16 protein-coding genes are annotated in these 24,092 nt (G+C 58.2%); 5 read left to right on the top strand and 11 right to left on the bottom strand.

Translation table 11 applies throughout. The features are described from left to right. Positions 1-3: 3 nt before the first annotated feature. The 3 genes from urtC to urtA all read right to left on the bottom strand — a co-directional run bounded on the left by urtC (position 4) and on the right by urtA (position 4,223). Positions 4-1,167, bottom strand: a complete 1,164-nt coding sequence (urtC, locus tag ACQQ2Q_RS20120) for an urea ABC transporter permease subunit UrtC (protein WP_428188920.1) — start codon at positions 1,165-1,167, stop codon at positions 4-6. Further along, a complete protein-coding gene (gene urtB, locus ACQQ2Q_RS20125) occupies positions 1,164-2,768 on the bottom strand; it encodes an urea ABC transporter permease subunit UrtB (protein ID WP_428188921.1) in 1,605 nt (534 codons plus the stop codon). The genes urtC and urtB overlap by 4 nt, the downstream gene beginning before the upstream one ends. A 165-nt stretch (positions 2,769-2,933) precedes the next feature. Continuing rightward, on the bottom strand, positions 2,934-4,223 hold the full coding sequence (gene urtA, locus ACQQ2Q_RS20130) for an urea ABC transporter substrate-binding protein (protein WP_428188922.1): 1,290 nt from the start codon (positions 4,221-4,223) through the stop codon (positions 2,934-2,936). Positions 4,224-4,456: 233 nt separating this feature from the next. Between urtA and ACQQ2Q_RS20135 the strand changes: the two genes are divergently transcribed. The 5 genes from ACQQ2Q_RS20135 (at position 4,457) to ACQQ2Q_RS20155 (ending at position 13,612) form a co-directional block, all read left to right on the top strand. Beyond that, positions 4,457-5,008 carry a biliverdin-producing heme oxygenase gene (locus ACQQ2Q_RS20135; RefSeq protein WP_428188923.1) on the top strand — a complete coding sequence of 184 codons (552 nt, stop codon included), beginning with the start codon at positions 4,457-4,459 and terminating at the stop codon, positions 5,006-5,008. Continuing rightward, complete coding sequence (locus ACQQ2Q_RS20140) at positions 5,009-7,567, top strand: HWE histidine kinase domain-containing protein (protein WP_428188924.1); 2,559 nt, start codon at positions 5,009-5,011, stop codon at positions 7,565-7,567. Between the two features lie 135 nt (positions 7,568-7,702). Beyond that, entirely contained in the window at positions 7,703-8,608 is a 906-nt protein-coding gene (locus tag ACQQ2Q_RS20145; protein WP_428188925.1) for a S1C family serine protease, read from the top strand. A gap of 704 nt (positions 8,609-9,312) precedes the next feature. Further along, a complete protein-coding gene (locus ACQQ2Q_RS20150) occupies positions 9,313-12,684 on the top strand; it encodes a hybrid sensor histidine kinase/response regulator (RefSeq protein WP_428188926.1) in 3,372 nt (1,123 codons plus the stop codon). 4 nt (positions 12,685-12,688) lie between these two features. Next, the gene (locus ACQQ2Q_RS20155; protein WP_428188927.1) at positions 12,689-13,612 is read left to right on the top strand and encodes a response regulator; all 924 of its coding nucleotides are present in this window, start codon (positions 12,689-12,691) and stop codon (positions 13,610-13,612) included. A gap of 149 nt (positions 13,613-13,761) precedes the next feature. On the opposite strand, the gene ACQQ2Q_RS20160 is transcribed toward ACQQ2Q_RS20155, so the two are convergent. The 8 genes from ACQQ2Q_RS20160 to ACQQ2Q_RS20195 all read right to left on the bottom strand — a co-directional run bounded on the left by ACQQ2Q_RS20160 (position 13,762) and on the right by ACQQ2Q_RS20195 (position 23,922). Then, positions 13,762-15,411 (bottom strand): acyl-CoA synthetase, encoded by a 1,650-nt coding sequence (locus tag ACQQ2Q_RS20160; protein ID WP_428188928.1) that lies wholly within the window; start codon positions 15,409-15,411, stop codon positions 13,762-13,764. 172 nt (positions 15,412-15,583) lie between these two features. Beyond that, entirely contained in the window at positions 15,584-16,699 is a 1,116-nt protein-coding gene (locus ACQQ2Q_RS20165; RefSeq protein ID WP_428188929.1) for a branched-chain amino acid ABC transporter substrate-binding protein, read from the bottom strand. A 131-nt stretch (positions 16,700-16,830) separates the two neighbouring features. Beyond that, on the bottom strand, positions 16,831-17,184 hold the full coding sequence (locus tag ACQQ2Q_RS20170; protein WP_428188930.1) for a DUF6867 family protein: 354 nt from the start codon (positions 17,182-17,184) through the stop codon (positions 16,831-16,833). A gap of 21 nt (positions 17,185-17,205) precedes the next feature. Next, a complete protein-coding gene (locus ACQQ2Q_RS20175) occupies positions 17,206-17,934 on the bottom strand; it encodes an ABC transporter ATP-binding protein (RefSeq protein WP_428188931.1) in 729 nt (242 codons plus the stop codon). Continuing rightward, positions 17,934-18,776 (bottom strand): ABC transporter ATP-binding protein, encoded by an 843-nt coding sequence (locus ACQQ2Q_RS20180; protein ID WP_428188932.1) that lies wholly within the window; start codon positions 18,774-18,776, stop codon positions 17,934-17,936. Before ACQQ2Q_RS20180 ends, ACQQ2Q_RS20175 begins: the two co-directional genes overlap by 1 nt. 20 nt (positions 18,777-18,796) lie before the next feature. Beyond that, complete coding sequence (gene livM, locus ACQQ2Q_RS20185; RefSeq protein WP_428188933.1) at positions 18,797-20,188, bottom strand: high-affinity branched-chain amino acid ABC transporter permease LivM; 1,392 nt, start codon at positions 20,186-20,188, stop codon at positions 18,797-18,799. Between the two features lie 4 nt (positions 20,189-20,192). Then, positions 20,193-21,095, bottom strand: coding sequence for a branched-chain amino acid ABC transporter permease (locus tag ACQQ2Q_RS20190; RefSeq protein ID WP_428188934.1), 903 nt, complete (start codon positions 21,093-21,095; stop codon positions 20,193-20,195). Between the two features lie 400 nt (positions 21,096-21,495). Continuing rightward, positions 21,496-23,922 carry a GcvT family protein gene (locus ACQQ2Q_RS20195; protein ID WP_428188935.1) on the bottom strand — a complete coding sequence of 809 codons (2,427 nt, stop codon included), beginning with the start codon at positions 23,920-23,922 and terminating at the stop codon, positions 21,496-21,498. Between the last annotated feature and the right edge of the window lie 170 nt (positions 23,923-24,092).

Genomic DNA, 24,092 nt, shown 5'->3' on the forward strand with positions numbered 1-24,092 from the left:
GGCTCACTCCGCTGCCTGTGGAACCTGGGATTCGCGATCCCGTCCCTTTTCCGCTTCCGCTGCAGCCTTCATGGCCTTGCGCGCATTCCAGCCATGCTGGACCGTACCGACAATGCCCTTGGGCAAGAGCAGCGTTGTGGCGATGAACAAGCCACCCAGCGCAAACAGCCAGATCTCGGGAAAGGCTCCGGTAAAGAAGCTCTTGCCACCATTGACCAGCACAGCACCGATGATCGGACCGATCAGCGTGCCGCGACCGCCAACAGCCGTCCACACCACCACTTCGATGGAGTTGGCAGGCGCAAATTCGCCCGGATTGATGATGCCGACCTGCGGCACGAACAACGCACCGGCAATGCCGGCCATCATGGCCGAGACCACGAAGGTGAAGAGCTTGATATTCTCCACCCTGAAGCCCAGGAACCGCACCCGGCTTTCCGCGTCGCGCACGCCCACCAGCACCTTGCCGAACTTGGAGCGGGTAATGGCCGAGGCAATGATCAGGCAAAGCGTCAGCATGATCGCCGACATCGCAAACAGGATCGAGCGCATTCCGTCCGACTGTACGGAAAAGCCGAGGATGTCCTTGAAGTCGGTCAGCCCGTTATTGCCGCCAAAGCCCATGTCGTTACGGAAGAAGGCCAGCATCAGCGCGTAGGTCATCGCCTGGGTGATGATCGACAGATAGACGCCATTGACGCGAGAGCGGAAGGCGAACCAGCCAAAGATGAAGGCAAGCAGGCCCGGCACCACAAGCACCATGATCATCGCAAACCAGAACATGTCGAACCCGGACCAGAACCAGGGCAATTCCTTCCAGTTCAGGAACACCATGAAGTCGGGCAGGAGCGGGTTTCCATAAACGCCGCGGGTGCCGATCTGACGCATCAGATACATGCCCATGGCATAGCCACCGAGCGCAAAGAAGGCGCCGTGGCCAAGTGACAGGATGCCACAAAAGCCCCAGACCAGATCGAGTGCCAGCGCCAACAGCGCGTAGCAGAGATATTTGCCCATCAGCGAGACGGCATAGGTGGGGATATGAAAGAAGCTGCCCGGCGTGGTCAGCATGTTGAGCGCCGGCACCAGCGCGGCCACCGCCAGAAGAATGGCAGCCGCAATGATGATCTTGCCGTCGAAAGCGCGAAGGATGAAACCGGTAATCATGCTTCCACTGCCCTTCCCTTGAGTGCGAAGAGACCGCGCGGGCGCTTCTGGATGAAGAGAATGATCAGAACCAGCACCAGGATCTTGCCCAGCACGGCACCAACCGAAGGTTCGAGGAACTTGTTGAGCACACCGAGCGACAGGGCGCCGACCAGAGTTCCCCAGAGATTTCCAACCCCGCCGAACACCACGACCATGAAACTGTCGATGATGTAGCTCTGGCCGAGATTGGGCGACACATTGTCGATCTGGCTGAGGGCCACACCGGCGATCCCGGCAATACCTGAGCCAAGAGCGAAGGTCAGCGCATCGACCCAGGGCGTGCGGATCCCCATGGAGGATGCCATGCGCCGGTTTTGCGTCACCGCCCGCATCGACAGCCCGTAGGAGGAACGTTTCATCAACGCCAGCAGCGCAAAGAAGATTGTCAGCGAAAAGATCACGATCCACATGCGGTTCCAGGTGATGGTCAGCCCCCCCAGCGGGAAAGAGCCGGACATCCAGGACGGATTGCCCACTTCCTGATTCGTCGGCCCGAAGATCGAGCGCACCGACTGCTGCAGGATCAGCGAGATACCCCAGGTAGCAAGCAGCGTTTCCAGGGGACGGCCATAAAGAAAACGGATCACGCTGCGCTCGATGGCAAAACCGATCACGCCGGTCACCGCAAACGCGACCGGCAGCGCAATCACCAGCGACCAGTCGAACAGGTAAGGCGCGTTGGTGCGAATGACATCCTGCACCACAAAGGTCGAATAGGCCCCCAGCATGACCATTTCGCCATGGGCCATGTTGATGATGCCCATCACCCCGAATGTGATGGCAAGGCCGATGGCCGCCAGAAGCAATACCGACCCAAGCGACACCCCGTACCAGACATTCTGGCCCAGATCCCAAAGCGCCAGATTGCTCTCGATGGCCGCAATGGCGGAATCCAGATCTGCTTTCAGACTGTCATCGACCGTCGAGGAAACCGAGCGAAGCACGGAAATGGCGTCGCGGTCACCGCGCACTTTGAGCGTCTCGATCGCTTCGCGCTTCTGTTCAATCGGTCGCTCCGACGACAGAAGCGACACCGCGCGCGCTTCTTCCATGCGCGACTTGACCTCGGCGTCTGTTTCCTTGGCAAGGGCTGCCTCGACCAGATCGAGACTTTCCTCGCTCGGCGCATTGAGAATGGAACTGGCAGCCTGAAGGCGCGTATTGCGATCCGGGCTCATCAGCGTCAAGCCGCCAATGGCGGTGCGAATGGCACGCCGCAGCGGATTGTTGACGCGGATCTTGGAGACAGCGCCTTTGGCCACCGCCTCCACCTCTTCGCCGGACACGGGATCGACCAGCATGAGTTGCTTGCCGGCAGGCTTGGCGACAAACACCGCCTTGTCCATTTTGCGGAAATAGAGATCGCCTTCGGCAAAGGCTTCAAGGGCTGGCACAACGCGGCTGTCGCCGGTGGCACCGATCTGTCCGATGATCTCTTCGGCCTGTCCGAATTTGGCCCCGGCAAGGCTGTCGAACAGCGCCTTGGGGTCGGCGCTCTGGGCGAAGGCCTGCGTTGCAATCGAAACGATGAAAATGAATATAGCGAGAAGTCGGGTCATCACTACGGGTCCCTTGTCGCCCCGCCCCTGGCTCCAAGGCCAATTGTCTTTGCGCAAGGCAAGACAGGGAGTTCGGCAACGCTGTGTCAGACTCGTCCTCTCCCCCCGCTTGCGGGGAGAGAGTTGCGCAAAAAGGGCTAAGCCGAAGCTTGGAGGTCGATGGGCCTAGCTGCCCTTGCCGCCGCACTTGCCTGTGGCAACGTTGAAGTTGCCGCATTCCATGGGCTTGCGCCAATCGGAGATCAGATCCTTGGAGTCCGGCAGGTAGTCGGACCATTCGTCGCCGACAACCGATGGTGTCTGCTGAACGATTTCGAACTGGCCGTCGGACTGGATTTCACCGATCAGAACAGGCTTGGTGATGTGGTGGTTCGGCATGACGGTCGAATAGCCGCCAGACAGGTTTGGAACGGAGACACCGATAATGGCATCCAGAACCGGATCTGTGTCGGTGGTACCGGCCGCTTCAACAGCCTTTACCCATGCGTTGAAGCCGATATAGGCAGCTTCCATCGGATCGTTGGTCACACGCTTGTCGTCCTTGATGAACGCATGCCAGCTATCGATGAACTCGGCATTGACGTCAGCATCGACCGACTGGAAATAGTTCCAGGCCGCGAGGTGGCCGACCAGTGGAGCGGTATCGAGACCGGCAAGCTCTTCTTCGCCCACGGAGAAGGCGACAACCGGAATGTCCTCGGCCTTGACGCCCTGGTTGGCGAGTTCCTTGTAGAATGGCACATTGGCGTCACCATTGATGGTGGAGACCACGGCCGTCTTCTTGCCGGCGGAGCCGAACTTCTTGATATCCGAGACGATCGTCTGCCAGTCGGAGTGACCGAATGGTGTGTAGTTGATCATGATATCGTCTTCAGCCACGCCCTTGGACATCAGGTAGGCTTTGAGGATCTTGTTGGTGGTCTGCGGATAGACATAGTCGGTACCCGCCAGAACCCAGCGCTCGACGCCTTCGGCATCGGCGAGATAGTCGACGGCCGGGATGGCCTGCTGGTTTGGCGCAGCACCTGTGTAGAAGATATTGCGCGAGGATTCTTCACCCTCGTACTGAACAGGATAGAACAGGATCGAGTTCAGCTCTTCAAAGACTGGAAGGACCGACTTGCGCGAAGACGAGGTCCAGCAACCGAAGACGGCAGCAACCTTGTCCTGGCTGATCAGCTGGCGAGCCTTTTCGGCAAACAGCGGCCAGTCGGAGGCCGGATCGACGACGACGGCTTCAAGCTTCTTGCCGAGCACGCCACCCTTCTTGTTCTGCTCCTCCACCATCATCAACATGGCGTCCTTGAGCGTCGTCTCGGAGATTGCCATAGTGCCCGACAGCGAGTGAAGAACGCCGATCTTGATCGTGTCTTCCTGAGCAAGCGCGCCGGTAAAGGCAGTGGTGGATAGCATCGCGCCTGCAAGCGCGCCCATCAAATGTGTCTTGAGTTTCATTGTCGTGAACCCCTCTCTTTGTAACGCAACTTTTTGGTTAAAAGTCATTAACAGTTGCTGGAGGGGACTATCCGACGCTGCAGTGCAAAATCGTATACGTCAATTGACGTAGGTGGTGGGGCAAAGACGCGTCATTCAGAACAATCTAATTCTTTACCATCCCCAGTTGACGTGGACACCAAAAGCGCCACATAGAGGCGCGGTTTCAGAAATGACAGGAAAACACCTTCCCTATGCCCTCTTCAGAACGCCGGTGGCTGCTGCGGTCAGGAACGTCGACGCTCCATGAAGAGCTGGACAGACGTGTCGGATCCATTTCTGACCTTGGAAGCTATCAGCGATATCTTCGCGGCATGATGCGCTTCAGGGGGCCTTTGGAGCGAAAGCTCGCTGATGCCTCCTATCCTTCCCAGCTTTCAGGATTCACACCGTGTTACATCGCCTCCTCCCTTCAGCGCGATATGATGGTAGTGACGAACGATCAGGTCGCGCATGCACAGGAAATGTCCGACATTGACCTGTCTACGCCGGAAAAAATGTTCGGCACGCTCTATGTGCTGGAAGGCTCCACCCTTGGATCTCGCCTATTGATCAAACAAGCGGCCGCGATCGGTATTGACGAAACCAACGGTGCCGAACACCTTGCAAAACAATCGGCCAGCGGTGGGAACTGGAAAGCGTTCCTTGCGTTATTGGAGAGCGCTGAAGATCTGGACGACCAGGCCATCATTGTGTCTGCGTTGCAAACATTCACCGTTGCCATCGATGTTTTTGAGAAGATCTGAATGCGCTCATCCGACCCCGTAAATCTCACAAATTGTGATAGAGAACCCATCCATATCCCGGGCAGTATTCAGCCTCATGGATGCCTGATCGCTTGCGATATCCAGGCCGGAAATGTTCTCAGATATTCCGAAAACTGTGCCGAAATGCTGGGCATTCCGTCGCTCGGCATAGGCGACAAGCTTGGCGAACTGATCGGCAGCAACGCCACCCATGACATCCGCAATGCACTGGCGGCAGCTCCACAGGCCTCCCGGCCGGCACTTTTGCCGCGCATGCGACTGGAAAACGGCAAGGTGGTCGACATCGCCGCCCACCGTTTTGCCGGCCATGCCATCATCGAATTCGAGGAAGCCGATCTTGAACTGCAACCTTTACAGCTGACCCGTGAGTTGATCGGCCGTATTCGTACGACAACCGACACGCAGAAACTGCTGCGCATGACCACCAATCTGCTGAAGGCGGTTCTGGGTTACGACCGCGTCATGCTCTATCGTTTCGAGCAGGACGGTGCCGGCAAGGTGGAAAGCGAAGCCAAGCGTCCCGACCTTGAAAGCTTTCTCGGCCAGTATTTCCCGGCAAGTGACATTCCTCAGCAGGCACGCCAGCTTTATATCAACAACCCGATCCGCATCATTTCGGACGCCCGCGGCGATCGCTCAGTCATCCACCCTGTGTTGAATGAAGACGGCGAACCACTGGATCTGTCGCACGCACATTTGCGCAGCGTCTCTCCGATCCATCTGGAATATCTGCGCAATATGGGCGTTGCCGCATCGATGTCGGTCTCGATTGTGGTCGATGGCGAGTTATGGGGACTGATTGCCTGCCATCATTATTCCCCGAAAATACTGACCCTGCCCCAACGCGTCGCCGCCGAAATGTTCGGCGAGTTCTTTTCCATGCATCTGATCGGCCTTCTTCAGCAAAGCAAACTCGACGTGGTCACCGAAGCTCGAAAGTCGCTCGACCGGTTTTTGACCAGCGCGACCGAGGAGCTGGACGTCTCCGAAGTGATGGAGCGGGCGCTGCCGGATTTCCGCGAGATGATCGCCTGCGACGGCATCGGCCTCTACCTCGATACCGAATATCGCTCTCTCGGAATCAGCCCGCCGGAAAGTGCAATCGAGAATCTGGCAACCTATGCCAATACAGAAGGTGAGAACCGCATCTGGTCCACCAGTAGCCTGTCTGCGATCTATGAGGCCGCCGAACCCTACTACAAGGATGTCTCGGGCGTCCTGTTCATCCCCCTGTCAAAGGTCTCTGGCGATTGCCTGATGTTCTTCCGCAAGGAACGGCTGGAGACTTTGAACTGGGCCGGAAACCCGGACAAGCTTTATGAAGCCGGCCCCTTGGGCGACCGATTGACGCCGCGCAAGAGCTTTTCCATCTGGAAGGAAACAGTCGACCGGATGTCGGAGACCTGGACCGAGGCGGAGCATGAGATCGCCGCTGCCATTCAGTCGGCCACGGTCGAGGTCGTTTTGCGCCACAATCAGCTGATGCAGGAAGAACGCCACAAGGCGGAACTGCGCCAGCGACTGCTCAATGAAGAACTCAATCACCGGGTCAAGAATATCCTGGCCGTCATCAAGTCTCTGATCGCGACACCCGCGCGCGACGCGACCTCGCTGGCAGATTATGTGGCGACCCTCAAGGGCCGCATCCAGGCGCTTTCTCACGCCCACGACCAGGTTATTCGCGGTAGCGGCGGCGGCGATATTCAGGGGCTGTTGGAAGCCGAACTGTCACCGTTCAGCACAGCTTCAGCCATCACGTTCAATGGCCCCAAGGTCCAGCTCGATGGACGCGCCTATGCCGTTGCGGCCCTGGTGTTCCACGAATTGTGCACGAATGCCGCCAAATACGGTTCGCTGTCCCGGCCGAAAGGCTCCCTCAAGGTCGAGTGGAACCTGCTGTCGGACGGCGATCTCGAAATTTTTTGGAACGAGACGGGCGGCCCCCCCGTTACTGGCCAAAGCAAACGTGGATTTGGGACCGCGCTGATTGAACGCAGTATCCCATTCGACCTTGGCGGCGAAAGCACCGTGAGCTTCGATAAGGAAGGCTTGTCGGCGCAGATCAAAATTCCGGCAAAGTTTTTGACCATATTGGAAAAAACGGGCCATCGGGAAGTGCGCGAGACAGTGCCGGATGGTCAGTCCAATTTGAAAGGTATCAATGAAATGTCAGTCCTGTTGGTCGAAGATCAGGTTCTTATCGCCATGGATGTTGAGTTCATGCTGGAGGGAATGGGCGTCGGTGAAGTCATGACCGCCAATTCCAGCCGCATGGCTCTCGATACCTTGAAGACGTTTTCTCCGGATGTCGCACTTCTCGATATCAATCTCGGTGCTGGAACATCCGTCCCCGTCGCAGAAGAGCTGACGAGGCGTGGTATTCCGTTCATCTTTGCAACCGGATATGATGATCGCACGGCCCTGCCGCCCGAGCTTCTGTCGGTGCCTGTCGTGCGCAAACCCTATGACGCCAGCCAGCTCCAGAAGGCCCTGACCGAACGCCTGGCGACCTCGGGTGAGAGTGCAGAATCGACGTAAAGCCTTCTGCCCGACGGTAAAAAAGCACACCCATCAGGGTTGCACTCCCTCTGAAACGCCATACCTTTACAACAGCAAGGTTTGTCATCGTCGGCAAACCAGTATGGCCCGTTTTAAACCAATCAGGATGGGAGCATGAATATTACCGACATCCTGCGGTCCGTTGTGGCCGTCCACGCAAACATTCCCGAAGACGCCTTCACCGCCGACACGCTCGGCATCAGGCGCGAGGGAAGCGGCGTGGTCATCCGGGAAAATGGACTTGTTCTGACCATCGGCTATCTGGTGACCGAGGCAGATGACATCTGGTTGACGCGTGATGACGGTCATATCGTGCCGGCCCATGTGGTTGCCTATGACCAGCAAAGCGGCTTTGGCCTCGTCCAGGCACTGGGCGACCTCGGCGCTCCACCGCTGGAACTGGGCGATTCCGATCTGATCGATGTTGGCGACAGGGTCTTTCTGTCCGACGGCATGGGCCAGACCGTGCCTGCCGGTATTGTCGCCAAGCAGGAATTTGCCGGTTATTGGGAATATCTTCTCGACGAAGCCATCTTCATCTCGCCGGCACATCCCTCCTGGGGTGGCGCAGCATTGGTGGACGAAGATGGCCGCCTGATCGGCATAGGCTCTCTCAGACTGCAGATGAGCCAAGGCAGTTCCGTCTCCGATATCAATATGGCTGTGCCGATCAACCTGCTCAAGCCCATTCTGGAAGATCTGATGGCGCTGGGTCAGGTCGACCGCCCGCCGCGTCCTTGGCTTGGTGCCTATTCTGCCGAGAACAACGGCCGCGTGATCGTCATGAACGTATCGAAAGGCAGTCCGGCAGAGGTTGCAGGCCTGCAGCAAGGCGACATCATCTCGGAGATCAGGGATGTGGAAGTGGAAGGCCTGGCAGATCTCTACCGCAAGGTCTGGGATAGCGGTCAGGCCGGCGTGGAAATCCCCATGCGCATCATCCGCGACGGCCGAGATACCTGGTTGCGTGTCAAATCGGCCGATCGAGGCAGCTTTCTGAAGAAGCCCCAGATCCAGTAAGCAGGCGTCTCAGGGATCGATGCGCGCTTTCACTCCTCTCGCGATGTGAACGAAAGCTTCCTTTTTTGTTGTCCGCCAATATCGCCTGTCTGATCGGCTGAGAGAAGTGCTGTGGAATATAGCCGTCATCCACACGGCTTGGATCATCAGGTCGAGGCTGCAAATCGTAGACGGGCCAGATGTAGCGGTGTGGCTGGGAAAAGCGCATCCCATGCCTCTCTCGGTCCGATCCCACTGCCATCGCCACGGATCGTGGCATCTCAAGCGAAGTGTCGATCTCGTCCGTCTGAGGCAATGCGTGTGCGACAGGTACCGTCACGACCTGGTGCGGGACTGGGCAACGTCACTGAGGCGTGACGCCATATTCAGCGTTTTCAAGATCGGCGACGGTGTCATCATACAGATCCCGGAGAACAAGGACTTCTCGCTTCCGGTGCTTCAACGACTTTTAATGTTCAAGTTCACCGGCAGACAAATAGCCGCCGATCACGCGCCCATGACTGGTGATGCCAATCACCTTCTCGGCAGTGGTCGCAGGCATTCTCGATACATCAGCCATGATCTCACTCCGGTTCTTTGTACATGGCGTAAATTGTCGAATAAGCGCAGCACAACCTTCACCGATACAACAGCTTGCAATTCGTCCCATTCCCGTGAAAATGCCTAAACTGTATTCAGCTTGCCCGGAGCGCTAGTATTTAGGCATGGCCGCACGCCAACGCATCATTCCCGTCCGCCGCGATTATAACCGCTGGGTGGCCAACCAGACGCTGGAAGACTATGCGCTGCGCTTTACGGCAAAGAGTGCGCGTCAGTTCTCCTCTTCCCGCATCTCGCAAACGGCCATCGGTGCCATTTCCTTTCTGGCGCTGGAGGCCATCGGCGGCACGATCACCCTCTCCTACGGCACCACGAACGCTTTCTTTGCCATTCTGGCAGCAGCGGTCCTGATGCTGATCGTCGGCATTCCGATCAGCCGCTATGCCATCCGCCACGGTGTCGACATCGACCTCCTGACCCGCGGTGCCGGCTTTGGCTATATCGGCTCGACGGTCACCTCGCTCATCTATGCAAGTTTCACCTTCATGCTGTTTGCGATCGAGGCATCGATCATGACCGGCGCGCTGGATCTGGCCTTTGGCATTCCACCCTGGATCGGCTACATCATCTCGGCCATCGTGGTGATCCCGCTGGTGACCTATGGCGTCCGGCTGATCTCGAAATTCCAGCTGATCACCCAGCCCTTCTGGATCATCCTCAATATCCTCCCTTTCGCCTTCATTGCCTTTGCCGACTGGGAAAAATTCGACGTCTGGCGTGCCTTTGCCGGCATTCATCATTCCGATGCCATGCCGGGCAACGCCGCACCGTTCGACCTGTTCGAATTCGGCGCTGCCTCCGCTGTCATTCTGGCCTTGATGCCGCAAATCGGCGAACAGGTCGACTTTCTCCGCTTTCTGCCGCCGGAAGGTTTGCGCAAGATCCATCACCGCATTGCGGTGTTTCTGGCGGGTTCGGGCTGGGTCGTGGTCGGTGTGCCCAAACTGCTGGCGGGGTCCTTCCTTGCCGTCCTGACGCTTGAACTTGGCATGCCCGTTCGCGATGCTGCCGACCCGGCCCACATGTATCTCGCGGCCTTCGGCTACATGATCCCCAATGAAGCGGCAGCCATGCTGCTGATGGTCGCCTTCGTCGTCGTTTCGCAGCTCAAGATCAACGTGATGAACGCCTATGCCGGCTCGCTCGCCTGGTCGAATTTCTTCTCGCGCCTCACCCACAGCCATCCCGGCCGTGTGGTCTGGCTTGTTTTCAACGTCCTGATCGCACTTTTGCTGATGGAGCTTGGCATCTACCGGCTGCTGGAAGAAACACTCGGCATTTTCTCCATCATTGCCATGGCCTGGCTGTCGACCATTTCCGCCGATCTTTGCATCAACAAACCGCTGGGGCTTGCCCCGCCCGGTATCGAATTCAAGCGCGCCCACCTCTACGATATCAACCCTGTCGGTTGCGGCACGATGGTTCTGTCGGCGGCCATCGCCCTTGCCGCCCATTTCGGCCTGTTCGGCGCGCTGCTTGCATCCTTGTCCACCTATGTGACCCTGATTGCCTTCCTCATTTCGCCGCTGATCGCCTGGGCGACCGACGGCAAATATTATCTGGCCCGCAAGGCACGTCAGGGCTGGAAGACCGAGAGTTCCATCACCTGCTCCATCTGCGAGCACCCTTTCGAGCCGGAGGACATGGCCTGGTGTCCCGCCTATGCAGCACCGATCTGCTCGCTGTGCTGCTCGCTCGACAGCCGCTGCCACGATATGTGCAAGCCGCACGCAAAGCTGAATGCGCAGATCGGCACCGTCGCACGCACATTCCTCTCCAATACGATCGTCGAGCGCCTGTCCACGCGACTTGGCCGCTATGTCATGATTGCCGTGATTGCCATATCGATCATCGGTGGCATTCTGGCTTTGATCGCGCATCAGGTGGGCGCCGGCACCCCGCAAACGGCCGACGTGGTGGATCGCACTGTGCTGATCGTCTTCTTCGTCTTTGCCGTCGTCACCGGCGTTGCCAGCTGGTTCTACGTTCTGGCCCATGACAGCCGCATGGTGGCCGAAGAGGAATCCTCGCGCCAGAACACCCTGCTGTTGAAGGAAATCGCCGCCCACCGGAAAACGGATGCGGCCCTTCAGGCAGCCAAGGAAAGTGCAGAAGCGGCCAACCGCGCCAAGAGCCGCTATGTCGTCGGCCTGTCCCATGAGCTGAGAACGCCGCTCAATGCCGTTCTGGGCTATGCGCAGCTTCTGGAACATGACGAGACCATTCCCGCGCCAAGGCAATCCGCCATCAAGGTTATTCGCCGCTCCGCCGATCACCTGTCGGGTCTGATCGACGGCCTTCTCGACATCTCCAAGATCGAGGCCGGTCGCCTGCAGGTCTATTCCAACGAATTGAACCTGCCGGAATTCCTCGACCAGATCGCCGATATGTTTGCGCCTCAGGCCCAGGCCAAGGGCTTTGCCTTCGTCCACGAGCGCCCGCCCAACCTGCCGCAATATGTGAGAACCGACGAGAAACGCCTGCGCCAGATCCTCGTCAATCTCCTGTCCAATGCCATCAAGTTCACCGACGAAGGCGCAGTCAGGTTTACCGTCGCCTATCGCAGCCAGGTCGCGACCTTCACCATAGCCGACAGCGGACGGGGTATCACCGAGCGCGATCTGGCGCGCATTTTCGAGCCTTTCCAGCGTGGCGAGGCCGATAATATTCGTCCCATGCCGGGCCTTGGCCTTGGCCTCACGATCACCCGGCTCTTGACCAATACGCTGGGTGGAGAAATCGCCGTCACCAGCGAGCGCGACAAGGGCACGACCTTCAAGGTAAGACTGATGCTGTCTGCCATAGATCGCCCCAGCACCGCCCCTGCCCCGGAACGCAAGATCACCGGCTATTCGGGTCCGCGCCGCACCATTGTCGTCGTCGATGACAATGAGGATCATCGCGAGATGATGCATAAAATGCTGGTCCCGCTCGATTTCATCGTGCTCACCGCCAATTCCGGACCGGACTGCCTGACATTGATCGAGGGCGCCAAGCCCGATCTCTTCCTCGTCGACATTCAAATGCCTTCCATGAACGGTTGGCAACTGGTGGAAAAGCTGCGCGACGCCGGCCAGACGGCGCCGATTATCATGCTGTCGGCCAATATCGGCGATGGCTCCGCCTCCCCCGGAACCGACGGCCATAACGATGCCATTGCCAAACCCATCAATATGGGCCGTCTGCGTGACAAGCTGGCTTTGCATATGGGGCTCGACTGGGCATACGCCGATGAACAGCAAGTGGTGGCAAAAGGTGAAGACAAGCCGATTGAAAGCCCGGGCCGCTCCCACGTCGAGGATCTGATGCGCCTCGGCGAAATCGGCTATGTGCGCGGCATCGAATTGAAACTCGCCGACCTTGCCAAACAGGAGCAGAACCTGCCATTTACCAAGGCTGCGGGGACCTTTGTTCAGGCCTTCGATATGGCCGGATATTCGGCCTTTCTGAAATCATTCTCCGAGGAGGACGCTTAGACCCGTGGCTGAGGCAGCAAAACCGCGCGACATCATTCTGCTGGTCGATGACAGCCCGGACGCGCTTGGCTTCTTGACCGAAGCGCTGGAAGCCTCCGGCTTCTCCGTGCTCATCGCGACATCCGGTCAGGCGGCCTTGTCCATCGTCGAAAAGATCAGCCCGGATCTCATCCTGCTCGATGCGGTGATGCCGCAGATGGATGGCTTCGAGACCTGCCGGAAACTGAAAGCCAATCCGGCAGTGGTGCAGGTCCCGGTGATCTTCATGACGGGCCTCACGGAGACCGAGCATGTGGTCCATGCGCTGGAATCCGGTGGTGTGGACTATCTCTCCAAACCCATCAATATCGACGAGCTGCGCGCCCGTATCCGGGTTCATCTGTCCAATGCCCGCTCGGCCCAGAGCGCACGGGTTGCACTCGATGCGGCCGGACGCCATCTTCTGGCCGTCACCGGCAGGGGGGCGATACACTGGTCGACGCCACAGGCGACACGTCTCGTCAACGCAGCGACTGGAAGCGACGATGGGCTGGACAGCGTCGCACGCACGATCGCCGACTGGTTGAAGAAACGCGACACACCCGGCTTCTCCAGAGATGTGGCGTTTTCCTTCGATCACGATGGCGAGGCCGCTCTGCAGATCGCCTTTCTGGGGGCCATCGGAGCCGACGAATATCTCTTCCGCCTGACGGCTGCCGGCGGCCGTGCCGAAGACGAGCAGCTTCGCCAGACCTTTGGCCTGACAGCGCGTGAATCCGAAGTGCTCCTGTGGATCGCCAGGGGGAAGTCCAACCGCGATATCGGCGATATCCTGGGCTTGTCCGCGCGCACGGTGAACAAGCATCTGGAGCAGATCTACGTCAAACTGGGCGTTGAAAACCGGGCATCGGCGGCCGTGAAGGCCGCCAATGCATTGCACGAGATCTGAAGATCGTCACGAGACCAGATCGATCTCGAGCTTTGCCCCTGTTGCCTCTGCATAACGACGAAGCGTTGAGATGGACGGTGACACACCGCCTCCATGAGACGGATCAAGCGCGCCCGAAGTCCGGTGGGAAGGGCGATGCGTCAGCCCGCTCAAAGCGCCCTCGCCTTCTCCCGCAGCACGAATTTCTGGATCTTTCCGGTCGAAGTCTTCGGCAAGGGGCCAAAGACAACGGTCTTGGGTGCCTTGTAGTGGGCCATGTTGGCGCGACAAAAATCGATGAGATCCTTTTCGGATGCCGTCCCGCCGGGCTTGAGGCAGATAAAGGCACAAGGGGTTTCTCCCCATTTCTCATCCGGCCTTGCAACGATAGCCGCTTCCATCACCGCCGGGTGGCGATAGAGCACGCCCTCGACCTCGATGGAGGAAATGTTTTCGCCGCCGGAAATGATGATGTCCTTGGAGCGATCCTTGATCTCGATGTAACCATCGGCATGGCATACGGCCAGATCGCCCGAATGAAACCAGCCACCATCGAAGGCCTTGGCCGTGGAATTCGGGTTCTTCAGATATCCGCGCATCACGTTATTGCCGCGAAAGAAGATCTCGCCCATCGTCTCGCCATCGTGCGGCACGGGTTCCATGGTATCGGGATCGCCTACCATCAATCCGTCCAGCACCGAGTAACGCACGCCCTGGCGCGCCTTTAGCCGGGCCTTTTCGGAAATCTCCCGGCTATCCCATTCGTCGTGCCAGGCGCACACCACGGCCGGACCATAGGTCTCGGTGAGACCGTAGGTATGGGTAATCTCGAAGCCCATCCCCTCCATCGCCTCGATCACGGCAGCAGGCGGTGCAGCCCCCGCCGTCATCACATTGACCCGATGATCGATACCCTCTTTCAAATCATCCGGCGCATGAGCCAGCATGTTGAGCACGACGGGGGCTCCGCAGAAATGGGTTACCTTCTCGGATTTGATGAGATCGTAGATCCGTTCCACATGCACACCGCGCATGCAGACAGATGTTCCGGCGACAGCGGCCAGTGTCCAGGGAAAGCACCAGCCATTGCAATGAAACATCGGCAGCGTCCACAGATAGACCGGGTGGTTGCCCATGCCCCAGGTGAGGATGTTGCCCACCGCATTCAGATAGGCGCCGCGATGGTGGTAGACGACGCCCTTGGGATCGCCGGTCGTGCCTGAAGTATAGTTGAGGCTGATCGCATCCCATTCGTCCGCCGGACGTTCCCACGCATGATCGAGCCGCCCCTCGGAGAGAAGCGTGTCATATGACTTTGTGCCCAGCGTCCTGGCGTCAGGGATCGTCGGATCGACAATGTCGACGATCTCGATCTGGCGTCCGGAGATTTGAACGGCACGCTCCGCCACATCGACGAATTCCGGATCGACAATCAGCAGTTTCGTCTCGGCGTGATTGAGAATGAAGCCGATTGTCTCCGCATCCAGCCGTGTGTTGATGGCGTTCAGCACAGCACCGGTCATGGGCACACCGAAATGCGCCTCAAACATTTCCGGGATATTCGCCGCGATGATGGAAACCGTATCGCCCTTGCCAATGCCACGGGCGCAAAGCCCGCTTGCGAGCCTTCGAACGCGGTCATAGGTCTGCAACCAGTTGCGCTTGATCTTGCCATAGACCACCGCTGTCTTGCCCGGATAAACCTGCGCGCTCCGCTCGAGAAAGCTGAGCGGTGTCATCTGCGAAAAGTTGGCTTGTGTCTTCTCCAGGTCGCGATCGTAAATCCCCTCGCGAGCCGCAGCCTTTGCGTCGACGGTCATATCTGCCTCCCTGATACTCCTCGATAAGGAGTCTTAGTCCAAGCCAGCGACAAGCCATAGTGGAAATTGGTCCAACACTGGATGTATGACCATCCGGTGGAAACAGAAAAGGCCCGACCTTGCGGCCGGACCTTCCTGAACATCCAATCGGCACCCGAAGGGCCGAAGCAGATTACATTTCGAAGTAGGAATAGTTGCCGTCGTCGCCCTTCTTCCACTCGTACATGACATAGTCAGGACGTGTGATGTCGCCCTTTTCGTCAAAGCCGAGATCGCCGATAACGGTCGAGAACGGACCAGCCGACTTGATGGACTCGGCCACGGCTTCCGGATCGGTAGAACCGGCTGCCTTTGCGCCTTCAGCGATAACCTGAAGAGCGGCATAGGAGTAGAGCGTGTAGGCTTCAGGTTCGAAACCAGCGTCACGGAACTTCTTCACGACGTCCTGAGCGGCAGCGTTCTTGCGTGGATCCGGAGCAAAGGTCATCAGCGTGCCGTTGACGGCATCGCCAGCGATCGAAGCCAGTTCGTTGGAAACGATACCGTCGCCCGACATGAAGGTTGCCTTCAGGCCCTGGTCAGCAGCCTGACGCTCGATCAGACCGAACTCGGTGTGCAGACCGCCGAAGTAGACGACGTTGACGCCTGCTTCCTTCATCTTGGCGATCAGAGCCGAATAGTCCTTGTCGCCAGGAGTGATGCCTTCATACATGACTTCCGTCACGCCGGCGGCATTCATGGCCTTCTTGGTTTCGTCAGCAAGACCCTGGCCGTAAGGTGTCTTGTCGTGAACGACCGCTACCTTGCCGTCCTTGAAGTTTTCAGCGATGTAACCGCCGGCAACTGCGCCCTGCTGGTCATCACGGCCGCAGGTACGGAATGTGTTCCAAAGGCCCCGTTCGGTGAACTGCGGGTTGGTCGAAGCAGGCGTGATCTGCAGGATACCGTTTTCGGCGTAAACATCCGAAGCCGGGATCGAAACGCCAGAGTTGAAGTGACCGACAACGAACTTGACGCCGTCAGACACGAACTTGTTGGCAACGGAGATACCCTGCTTGGGGTCGGACACGTCATCGCCGAGAACGACCTTGATCATCTCGCCGTTGATGCCGCCAGCAGCATTGATATCTGCAGCTGCCTGCTCGGCACCCTTTTGCAGCTGTGCACCGAAGGCAGCGTTTGGACCGGTAAGCGGGCCGGCGACGCCGACGAGAATATCAGCCCAGGCATTGCCGCTGAATGCGACCATAGCGGTCAGCGCAACTGCCGAAAGAAGCGATTTTTTCATATTGTAACTCCCAGTTTTTATATAGCGGGTTAGGTTTCCATGACCCTTCGCAGCACCCACTCCCACTGCGCCGGAATTCGGTTCTCTTTATTGAAGGCCAGCTGAAATCTGATGCCAGTATTGGCGGCCTGTCAATGCTTGTCTTTCCATGAGAACGGAGATGTCCGCTCATGGAGCCAATAGTAATTTTCAACCATCTGCGTCGTGCGCCGAAGGCGGAAGCTCATGGTTGAGAACGCCAGAAGCAGCACGAAATCGAAGACATAATAAAACAGGCTGAGGAACGGACCCTCAAACAGCGCATAGTGCAAAAACTGCATTACCCAGGCAAGCAACAGCGTGTAGACGAAGACCGTGCCGAACCCCTGCCAGCCATCGGCCACAGCCCTGCCCGTGCGCCACGCCGTCCAGAAGCCGATCAAGACGACCAGACCTCTTAGGATGTAACGGACGCCTGTATCAGTTTCAAAAAACAATCCCTGCATGTCAAATCTCCCCTGACCGCCCTAGTGGCGTCCGCCTTCAAGATAGGCCGCACGGACCTGCGGATCGGCCAGAAGCTCCTTGCCGGAACCGCTCAGGGTCACCTTGCCGTTGACCATGACATAGGCTCTGTCAGAAAGCTTGAGCGCTGCAAATGCGTTCTGCTCGACGAGGAAGACAGTCAGCCCCTCTTCCTTGTTCAGCTTCTTGATCGCCTCGAAGATCCCCTTGATGATCAGGGGGGCGAGACCGAGCGAAGGCTCATCGAGCAGGAGCAGTTTCGGCCGGGCCATCAGCGCACGGCCGATCGACAGCATCTGCTGTTCACCACCCGACAGCGTACCGCCGCGCTGGCTTTGACGTTCCTTGAGCCGCGGAAACAGCTCGTAGATCTTGGCCAGATCCTCATCGAAATATTTGAGGTTGTCGAGACCGGCACCCATTTGCAGGTTTTCGTAAACCGTCATGCGCGGAAAAATGCGGCGCCCCTCAGGCGACTGTGCAATCCGGCGGCGTGCAATCAGATGCGTCGGCATCTTGGTGATGTCGGTCCCGTCGAAGATGACGGATCCCTTGCGCGCCTGCGGAGATCCGCAAATGGTCATCATCAGCGTCGATTTGCCAGCGCCATTGGCACCGATCAGACTGACGATTTCGCCCTTGTGAACCTCGACATCCACTCCTGAGAGAGCCTGGATATTGCCATAAAAGGTTTCGACGCCCTGAACTTTGAGAAGGGGTTCACCGGTCATTATACCGTCCCTTCGTCGAGTTGTTCTTCAATTTCTTCAACTTCGTCATCCTCGACGCCCAGATAGGCCGCGATCACTTTCGGATCGTTCTGCACATGGGAGGGCGTTCCATCGGAAATCTTCTGTCCATATTCGAGCACCACGACATGGTCGGAAATTTCCATCACCACCGACATGTCATGCTCGATCAAAAGGATCGACGTACCTGTCTCCTCCCGAATGCTTCGAAGCAGCGTATTGAGCGCTGCAGATTCGCGCGGGTTGAGACCGGCTGCGGGTTCGTCCAGGCATAAAAGCTCTGGCCCCGTGCACATGGCACGCGCAATCTCCAGACGGCGTTGAGCACCGTAGGGAAGATCCCCGGCCGGATCGTCGGCACGATCCGTCAGTTCGGCCTTTTCCAGCCAGAACGATGCCTGTTCAATCGCTTTCGCGGCCGCCTTCTTGTAGGTCGGCAAGCCGAGAAGGCCGAGAACCGTATAGCCGGACGCCTTCATCAGCTTGTTGTGCTGCGCCACCAGAAGGTTTTCCAGAACGGTGAGACCCGAAAACAGCCGGATGTTCTGGAAGGTACGCGCCACCTTGGCTTTCTTGGTGATCTCGAAATCGGGCAGGCGTTCCAGCATATGCTGGCGACCGCCCTTCTGGTTCATCATGATCATGCCCATGGTGGGCTGGTAAAAACCGGTGATGCAGTTGAACACCGTGGTCTTGCCGGCGCCGTTGGGGCCGATCAATGCGGTGATTTCGCCGCGTTTGACATCGAACGACAGGTCGTCGATGGCCATCAGACCGCCGAACCTCATCGACAGATGCTCTACCTTGAGAATTGTATCAGTCATTGCCTTATCCCCGGATACCATCAGCCGTGACCTTCCTTGGTGAAGCTGCCGGATACGGCCTTACGCTCCTTGAGGAAGGCTGTCGGCTGCCGTGAGCCGACGAAGCCGCGCGGCTTGAACACCATGACCACGACCATGGCCAGACCGAAGATGAGCATACGGTAGAGTTCAGGCGTAAAGTCCGGCCCGAAGATATGTTTCAGGAACTCCATTTCACGCAGAAGTTCGGTACCGCCCACCATCACGATGGCGGCAATGGCAATCCCCGTGAGCGAGCCCATGCCGCCCAGAACCACGATTGCAAGGATGACCGCCGATTCGAGGAAGACGAAGCTTTCCGGAGAGACGAAGCCCTGGCGCGCCGCAAAGAACGAGCCGGCAAAGCCACCGAACATGGCACCGATGGCAAAGGCCGTGAGCTTGGTGGTGACGGTATTGATGCCGAGCGAACGGCATGCAATCTCGTCTTCGCGCAAGGCTTCCCAGGCGCGACCGATCGGCATGCGCCGCAGCCGGATCGTGACATAGGCCGTCACTGCGCAGAGTGCCAGGATCACATAAAACAGGAAAATCTTGTAATAGGCTGACGACATCGGCAGACCGAAAGTCTTGGCAAAGCCGTCCTTTGAAGCCGTGAACTCCAGGCCAAACAGCGTAGCCTTGGGAATGCCGGACACGCCGAAGGTCCCCATCGTGACATCCGACCAGTTGATCAGCACCAGACGGATGATTTCCCCGAAGGCCAGCGTCACGATGGCCAGATAGTCACCTCTGAGCCTCAGAACCGGGAAGCCCAGAATGATGCCCCAGAAGGCGGCAAGAACGCCGGAAAGCGGCAGGAGAACCCAGAAGGACAGGCCGAAATGTTGCGACAGCAGCGCATAGGAATAGGCACCGACTGCGTAAAAGGCCACATAACCAAGGTCCAGCAGGCCGGCCAGACCGACGACGATGTTGAGCCCCCAGGCGAGCATGACATAGATCAGGATCTGGATGCCGAAATTGTCGACATATTTGAGCGATCCTTGCGTACCTGCCAGCGTCACCGCCAGGAACGGATAGATCAGCAGGAAGGCTGTCACCAGCTTCAGGAAGTGCTTGTGAAAGAAGGACGGCTCGGCCTCGATCTCGCGCACCGGCAGCTTTGCCTTGCGGCTGGCCCGATCGGCCCGCCACGGCTGGAAATAGGCGACGACGGCGAAGCGACCGATCGCGGCCACGGCCACGAAGATCGCCAGAAGTCCCCAACGCGGATACCAGACCAGAGCATTGTTGATGTCCTGATCGGTCTTGATGCCGACGAAGAGAATGAACATGCCAAGTGCGACTGCACCTGCAATCAAGCCTTCCTTCAGGCCCCGTGCGACAGAGCCGCTGGGCCTGGTTTCTACGTTTTCCGGATTGACTGCCATGGTCTTAGACCTTTTCCACTTCGGGACGGCCAAGAATGCCGGTCGGTTTGAAGATCAGCACGAAGGCGAGAAGACCGAAAGTGGCAACGTCCTTGTAGGCGATCGTGAAATAGGCCGACCACAGCGATTCGATCAGACCGATCAGCAAGCCCCCCAGCACAGCGCCCGGCAGCGAGCCGATGCCGCCCAGAACGGCAGCGGTGAAGGCCTTGACCCCCGGAATGAAGCCGTCGGTGAACGAGGCAACACCGTAATACATCATGTACATGGTGCCGGCGACCGCAGCCAATGCAGCACCCATGACGAAGGTAATGGAGATGGTACGGTCGACATCCACGCCCAGCAGCGCCGCCATCTTGCGATCCTGCTCGGTCGCGCGCTGCGCACGACCCAATGGCGTCTTGTTGACGATGTACCAGAACACGGTCAGCAGAACGGCGGTGACGACCACAATGATCAGCTGCTTGAGCGAGATCGTGATGGCACCGAAGTGATAGACTTCGCTCACCATCGGCGGGATCGGCTTGTTGCGCGGACCCTGCGTGACCTGAATGAAATTCGACAGCACGATCGACATGCCGATCGCGGTGATCAGCGGCGCAAGGCGGAACGAACCGCGCAGCGGCCGGTAGGCCACCCGCTCGATGGCCCAGTTCCAAAGCGCCGTCGTCAACATCGCCACCACCATCATGACGAGGATGAGAAGCGCCACCGGAATGCCGGCGAAAAACGATGTGACGATGAGAAAGACGATGAGAGCGGCAAAGCCGCCAAGCATGAAAATATCGCCATGGGCGAAGTTGATCATGCCGATAATGCCATAGACCATCGTATAGCCGATCGCGATCAAGCCATAGATGGAGCCAAGCGTCAGCCCATTGATGAGCTGCTGAACGAAATACTCCATTCACAATCCCCTGGACGCCGTCGTTGAACCGCAGCGTCTCTTGTTCGTTTGCCCTTTCGGGCCATCAACCTGAAGGAGATTCCATAGCGCTTTAGGTGAAAATGTGAAGCCTAAAAGCTAGGCAACGTGCATTTTAATACCAATTGCCTAGATTCTAACCTTTTTCTGGGGAAAAGGACAAAAAATTAAGCAGTAAATCGTCCGGATTAAGCAGAAACGTGAAAATGTCGCGTGCATAGAATAATAAGCACACAACGTTTTATAGTTGAATAACCCCCTAAATATATATGGGAATCTCGCGGCGGACATGGTCGCCAGATTCGCCGAAACCGTCTCAAGCCATTGATATGCAGAGACAATATGTCCTGACGGATGGTCCTCATCCGCCAGGACAGAACGACTAGGAGCGCATGCGCGATCCATTGGCGTCAAATAACGGTTGAGCCTGTAGTGTGGCCGGCAGCATCTCGCCCAGAAGCTCGATTTCCCAGCCATCGACCTCACCGGCAATATCCTTGGGGACATAGCCGATCGCCACCGATTTTCCGCTGGCATGGGCATAGCCACCGGATGTCACCCAGCCACGCACCTCGCCCTTGAACGAGATCGGCTCGTCGCCGATCACATCGGCATCGCGAGCATCGACCACGAAGGTGCGCAGCCGCAGGGCACCGCCTGCGAGCTTTTCCTCGATCGCACCCTTGCGACCGATGAAATCCATGTCCTTTTTATAGGCCACGAATCGCCCAAGGCCGGCTTCCACCGGGCCGTAGAGCGGTCGATATTCGCGTGACCAGCTGCCGAATCCTTTTTCAAGCCGCAGCGAATTGAGGGCACGCAGGCCAAACAGGCGAATATCGAACTCCTTGCCCGCTTCCATGATCGCATCGAACAGATTGCGTTGATATTCGGGCCGCATCCAGATTTCATAGCCCAGATCGCCGGTATAGGAGACGCGACCGACCACGGCGGGCGACATGCCGAGATCCATTTCGCGAATGCCCATGAACGGCAGGGCCTCGTCCGAGACGTCGAGATGAGTAAGCTTTGCCAGCACCTCGCGGGATTTCGGTCCGGCAATGGCCAGTCCCAGAAGACCCAGATTGAGCGCATTGATCTCGACCGAGCCGTCATCGGGCAGATGCTCTTCGAACCAGCGCATGTGATAGTCTTCCGCAAGGCCGGATCCGATCAGCAGGAACTCCTCGCCATCCAGATTGGCCAGCGTGAAATCGCCGATCAGCTTGCCGGCATCGTTGAGCATCGGTGCCAGCACCATATGCCCCGTTTCCGGCATGCGGCAGGCCAGCATCATGTCCAGCCAGTCGCGGGCGCTCTCGCCGGAGATCGTGTATTTGGCAAAGCCCGAGGTCTCCATCAGCCCGACGCTGGCACGCACCGCCTTGACCTCTTCGCCGACCGTGTCGAAATCGCTGGACCGACGCCAAGAGAACTTGTCCTCGACCCCGTCCGGCGCAAACCACAGCGGCGTTTCGAGCCCGTAGTAAGCGCCGAACACGCCACCGGCGGCCTTGAGCTTGTCGTAGATCGGCGTGGTCAACAGCGGACGTCCGGCCGGCAGTTCCTCGTTCGGATAGCGGATCGAGAAACGGCGTGAATAATTCTCGCGCACCTTGGCATTGGTATAACCAAGCGTCGCGTAATCGCCATAGCGGCACACATCCATGGCAAACACGTCAAAGCCCGGATCGCCCTCGATGATCCATTGCGCCAGAGCCAGGCCCACGCCGCCGCCTTGGCTGAAGCCGGCCATGACCGCGCAGGCCGACCAGTAATTGGTCATGCCGCGCACAGGCCCCACCAGCGGATTGCCATCGGGCGAGAAGGTGAAGGGCCCGTTGATGATGCGGCGGATGCCGGCATTGTTGAAGGCCGGGAAATGACGAAAGCCGACTTCCAGTTCGGACGTGATGCGCTCCAGATCCTCGGCCAGAAGCTCATGGCCGAAATCCCAGGGCGTCTCGATCGGTGACCACGGGCGGCAATCCTTTTCATAGGTGCCCATCAACATGCCGTTGCGCTCCTGGCGGATATAGATCTCGCCGTCGAAATCGACGCAATGCATCAGCTCGCGTCCGGACTTTTCATTATATTCAATGACTTCTGGCATGTCCTCGGTCAGAAGATACATATGTTCCATGGCCAGGACCGGCAGTTCCAGCCCCACCATGCGGCCCACCTCACGCGCCCAGAGCCCTGCGGCATTGACCACATGCTCGGCCATGATCTCGCCCTTGTCGGTAATCACCCGCCAGGTGCCGTCGGGAAGCTGCGACAGCTCTTCCACCTTGGTATGCAGATAGATTTCCGCCCCGTTCTTCTTGGCCGATTTGGCATAGGCGTGCGTCGTGCCATAGGGGTCGAGATGGCCTTCATGCGGGTCGAACACCGCGCCGACGAATTGCTTGGGGTCGAGAAGCGGCATCATCTCATGCGCCTCTTCCGGCGTCACGATCCGCGCCTCACCGCCGGCATATTTTCCCTTGGCGAGCAGCGACTTGAACCAGTCGAACCGCTCCGGCGTTGCCGCCAGCATCAGCCCGGATGTCATGTGCAAACCGATATCCTGGCCCGAATACGCCTCGATTTCCTTGTAGAGCTCGACCGTATATTTCTGCAGCTTGGCCACATTGGGATCGCCATTGATCGTATGCATGCCCCCGGCTGCATGCCAGGTAGACCCGGACGTCAACTCCGAACGCTCCAGAAGCACCACATCGGTCCAGCCGAATTTGGTCAGGTGATAGAGCACCGAACACCCGACAACACCCCCACCGATAACGACGACCCGCGCATGATTTTTCATGGATAACGCTCCCCTGAGCTTAGGCTGGAATTGCCTGCAGGCTAGAGCGGCAGCATGAAGCCGTGAAGACTGCGGAGCGACGATTTATGTCGTATGCGAGATGGGCAGTGTTCTGAGCGCGGCGTGGGGTGGTGGCCATGCCCGGACGGACGCGGCAGATGCGGGTTCGA

This window comes from Agrobacterium sp. ES01, assembly GCF_050320885.1.
Taxonomy (GTDB): Bacteria; Pseudomonadota; Alphaproteobacteria; order Rhizobiales; family Rhizobiaceae; genus Allorhizobium.

Excerpts from the sequence above, each read along its gene's own strand:
- urtC (WP_428188920.1), bottom strand. The coding sequence starts at position 1,167 with ATGATTACCGGTTTCATCCTTCGCGCTTTCGACGGCAAGATCATCATT.
- urtB (WP_428188921.1), bottom strand. The coding sequence starts at position 2,768 with ATGACCCGACTTCTCGCTATATTCATTTTCATCGTTTCGATTGCAACG.
- urtA (WP_428188922.1), bottom strand. The coding sequence starts at position 4,223 with ATGAAACTCAAGACACATTTGATGGGCGCGCTTGCAGGCGCGATGCTA.
- ACQQ2Q_RS20135 (WP_428188923.1), top strand. The coding sequence starts at position 4,457 with ATGCCCTCTTCAGAACGCCGGTGGCTGCTGCGGTCAGGAACGTCGACG.
- ACQQ2Q_RS20140 (WP_428188924.1), top strand. The coding sequence starts at position 5,009 with ATGCGCTCATCCGACCCCGTAAATCTCACAAATTGTGATAGAGAACCC.
- ACQQ2Q_RS20145 (WP_428188925.1), top strand. The coding sequence starts at position 7,703 with ATGAATATTACCGACATCCTGCGGTCCGTTGTGGCCGTCCACGCAAAC.
- ACQQ2Q_RS20150 (WP_428188926.1), top strand. The coding sequence starts at position 9,313 with ATGGCCGCACGCCAACGCATCATTCCCGTCCGCCGCGATTATAACCGC.
- ACQQ2Q_RS20160 (WP_428188928.1), bottom strand. The coding sequence starts at position 15,411 with ATGACCGTCGACGCAAAGGCTGCGGCTCGCGAGGGGATTTACGATCGC.
- ACQQ2Q_RS20165 (WP_428188929.1), bottom strand. The coding sequence starts at position 16,699 with ATGAAAAAATCGCTTCTTTCGGCAGTTGCGCTGACCGCTATGGTCGCA.
- ACQQ2Q_RS20170 (WP_428188930.1), bottom strand. The coding sequence starts at position 17,184 with ATGCAGGGATTGTTTTTTGAAACTGATACAGGCGTCCGTTACATCCTA.
- ACQQ2Q_RS20175 (WP_428188931.1), bottom strand. The coding sequence starts at position 17,934 with ATGACCGGTGAACCCCTTCTCAAAGTTCAGGGCGTCGAAACCTTTTAT.
- ACQQ2Q_RS20180 (WP_428188932.1), bottom strand. The coding sequence starts at position 18,776 with ATGACTGATACAATTCTCAAGGTAGAGCATCTGTCGATGAGGTTCGGC.
- livM (WP_428188933.1), bottom strand. The coding sequence starts at position 20,188 with ATGGCAGTCAATCCGGAAAACGTAGAAACCAGGCCCAGCGGCTCTGTC.
- ACQQ2Q_RS20190 (WP_428188934.1), bottom strand. The coding sequence starts at position 21,095 with ATGGAGTATTTCGTTCAGCAGCTCATCAATGGGCTGACGCTTGGCTCC.
- ACQQ2Q_RS20195 (WP_428188935.1), bottom strand. The coding sequence starts at position 23,922 with ATGAAAAATCATGCGCGGGTCGTCGTTATCGGTGGGGGTGTTGTCGGG.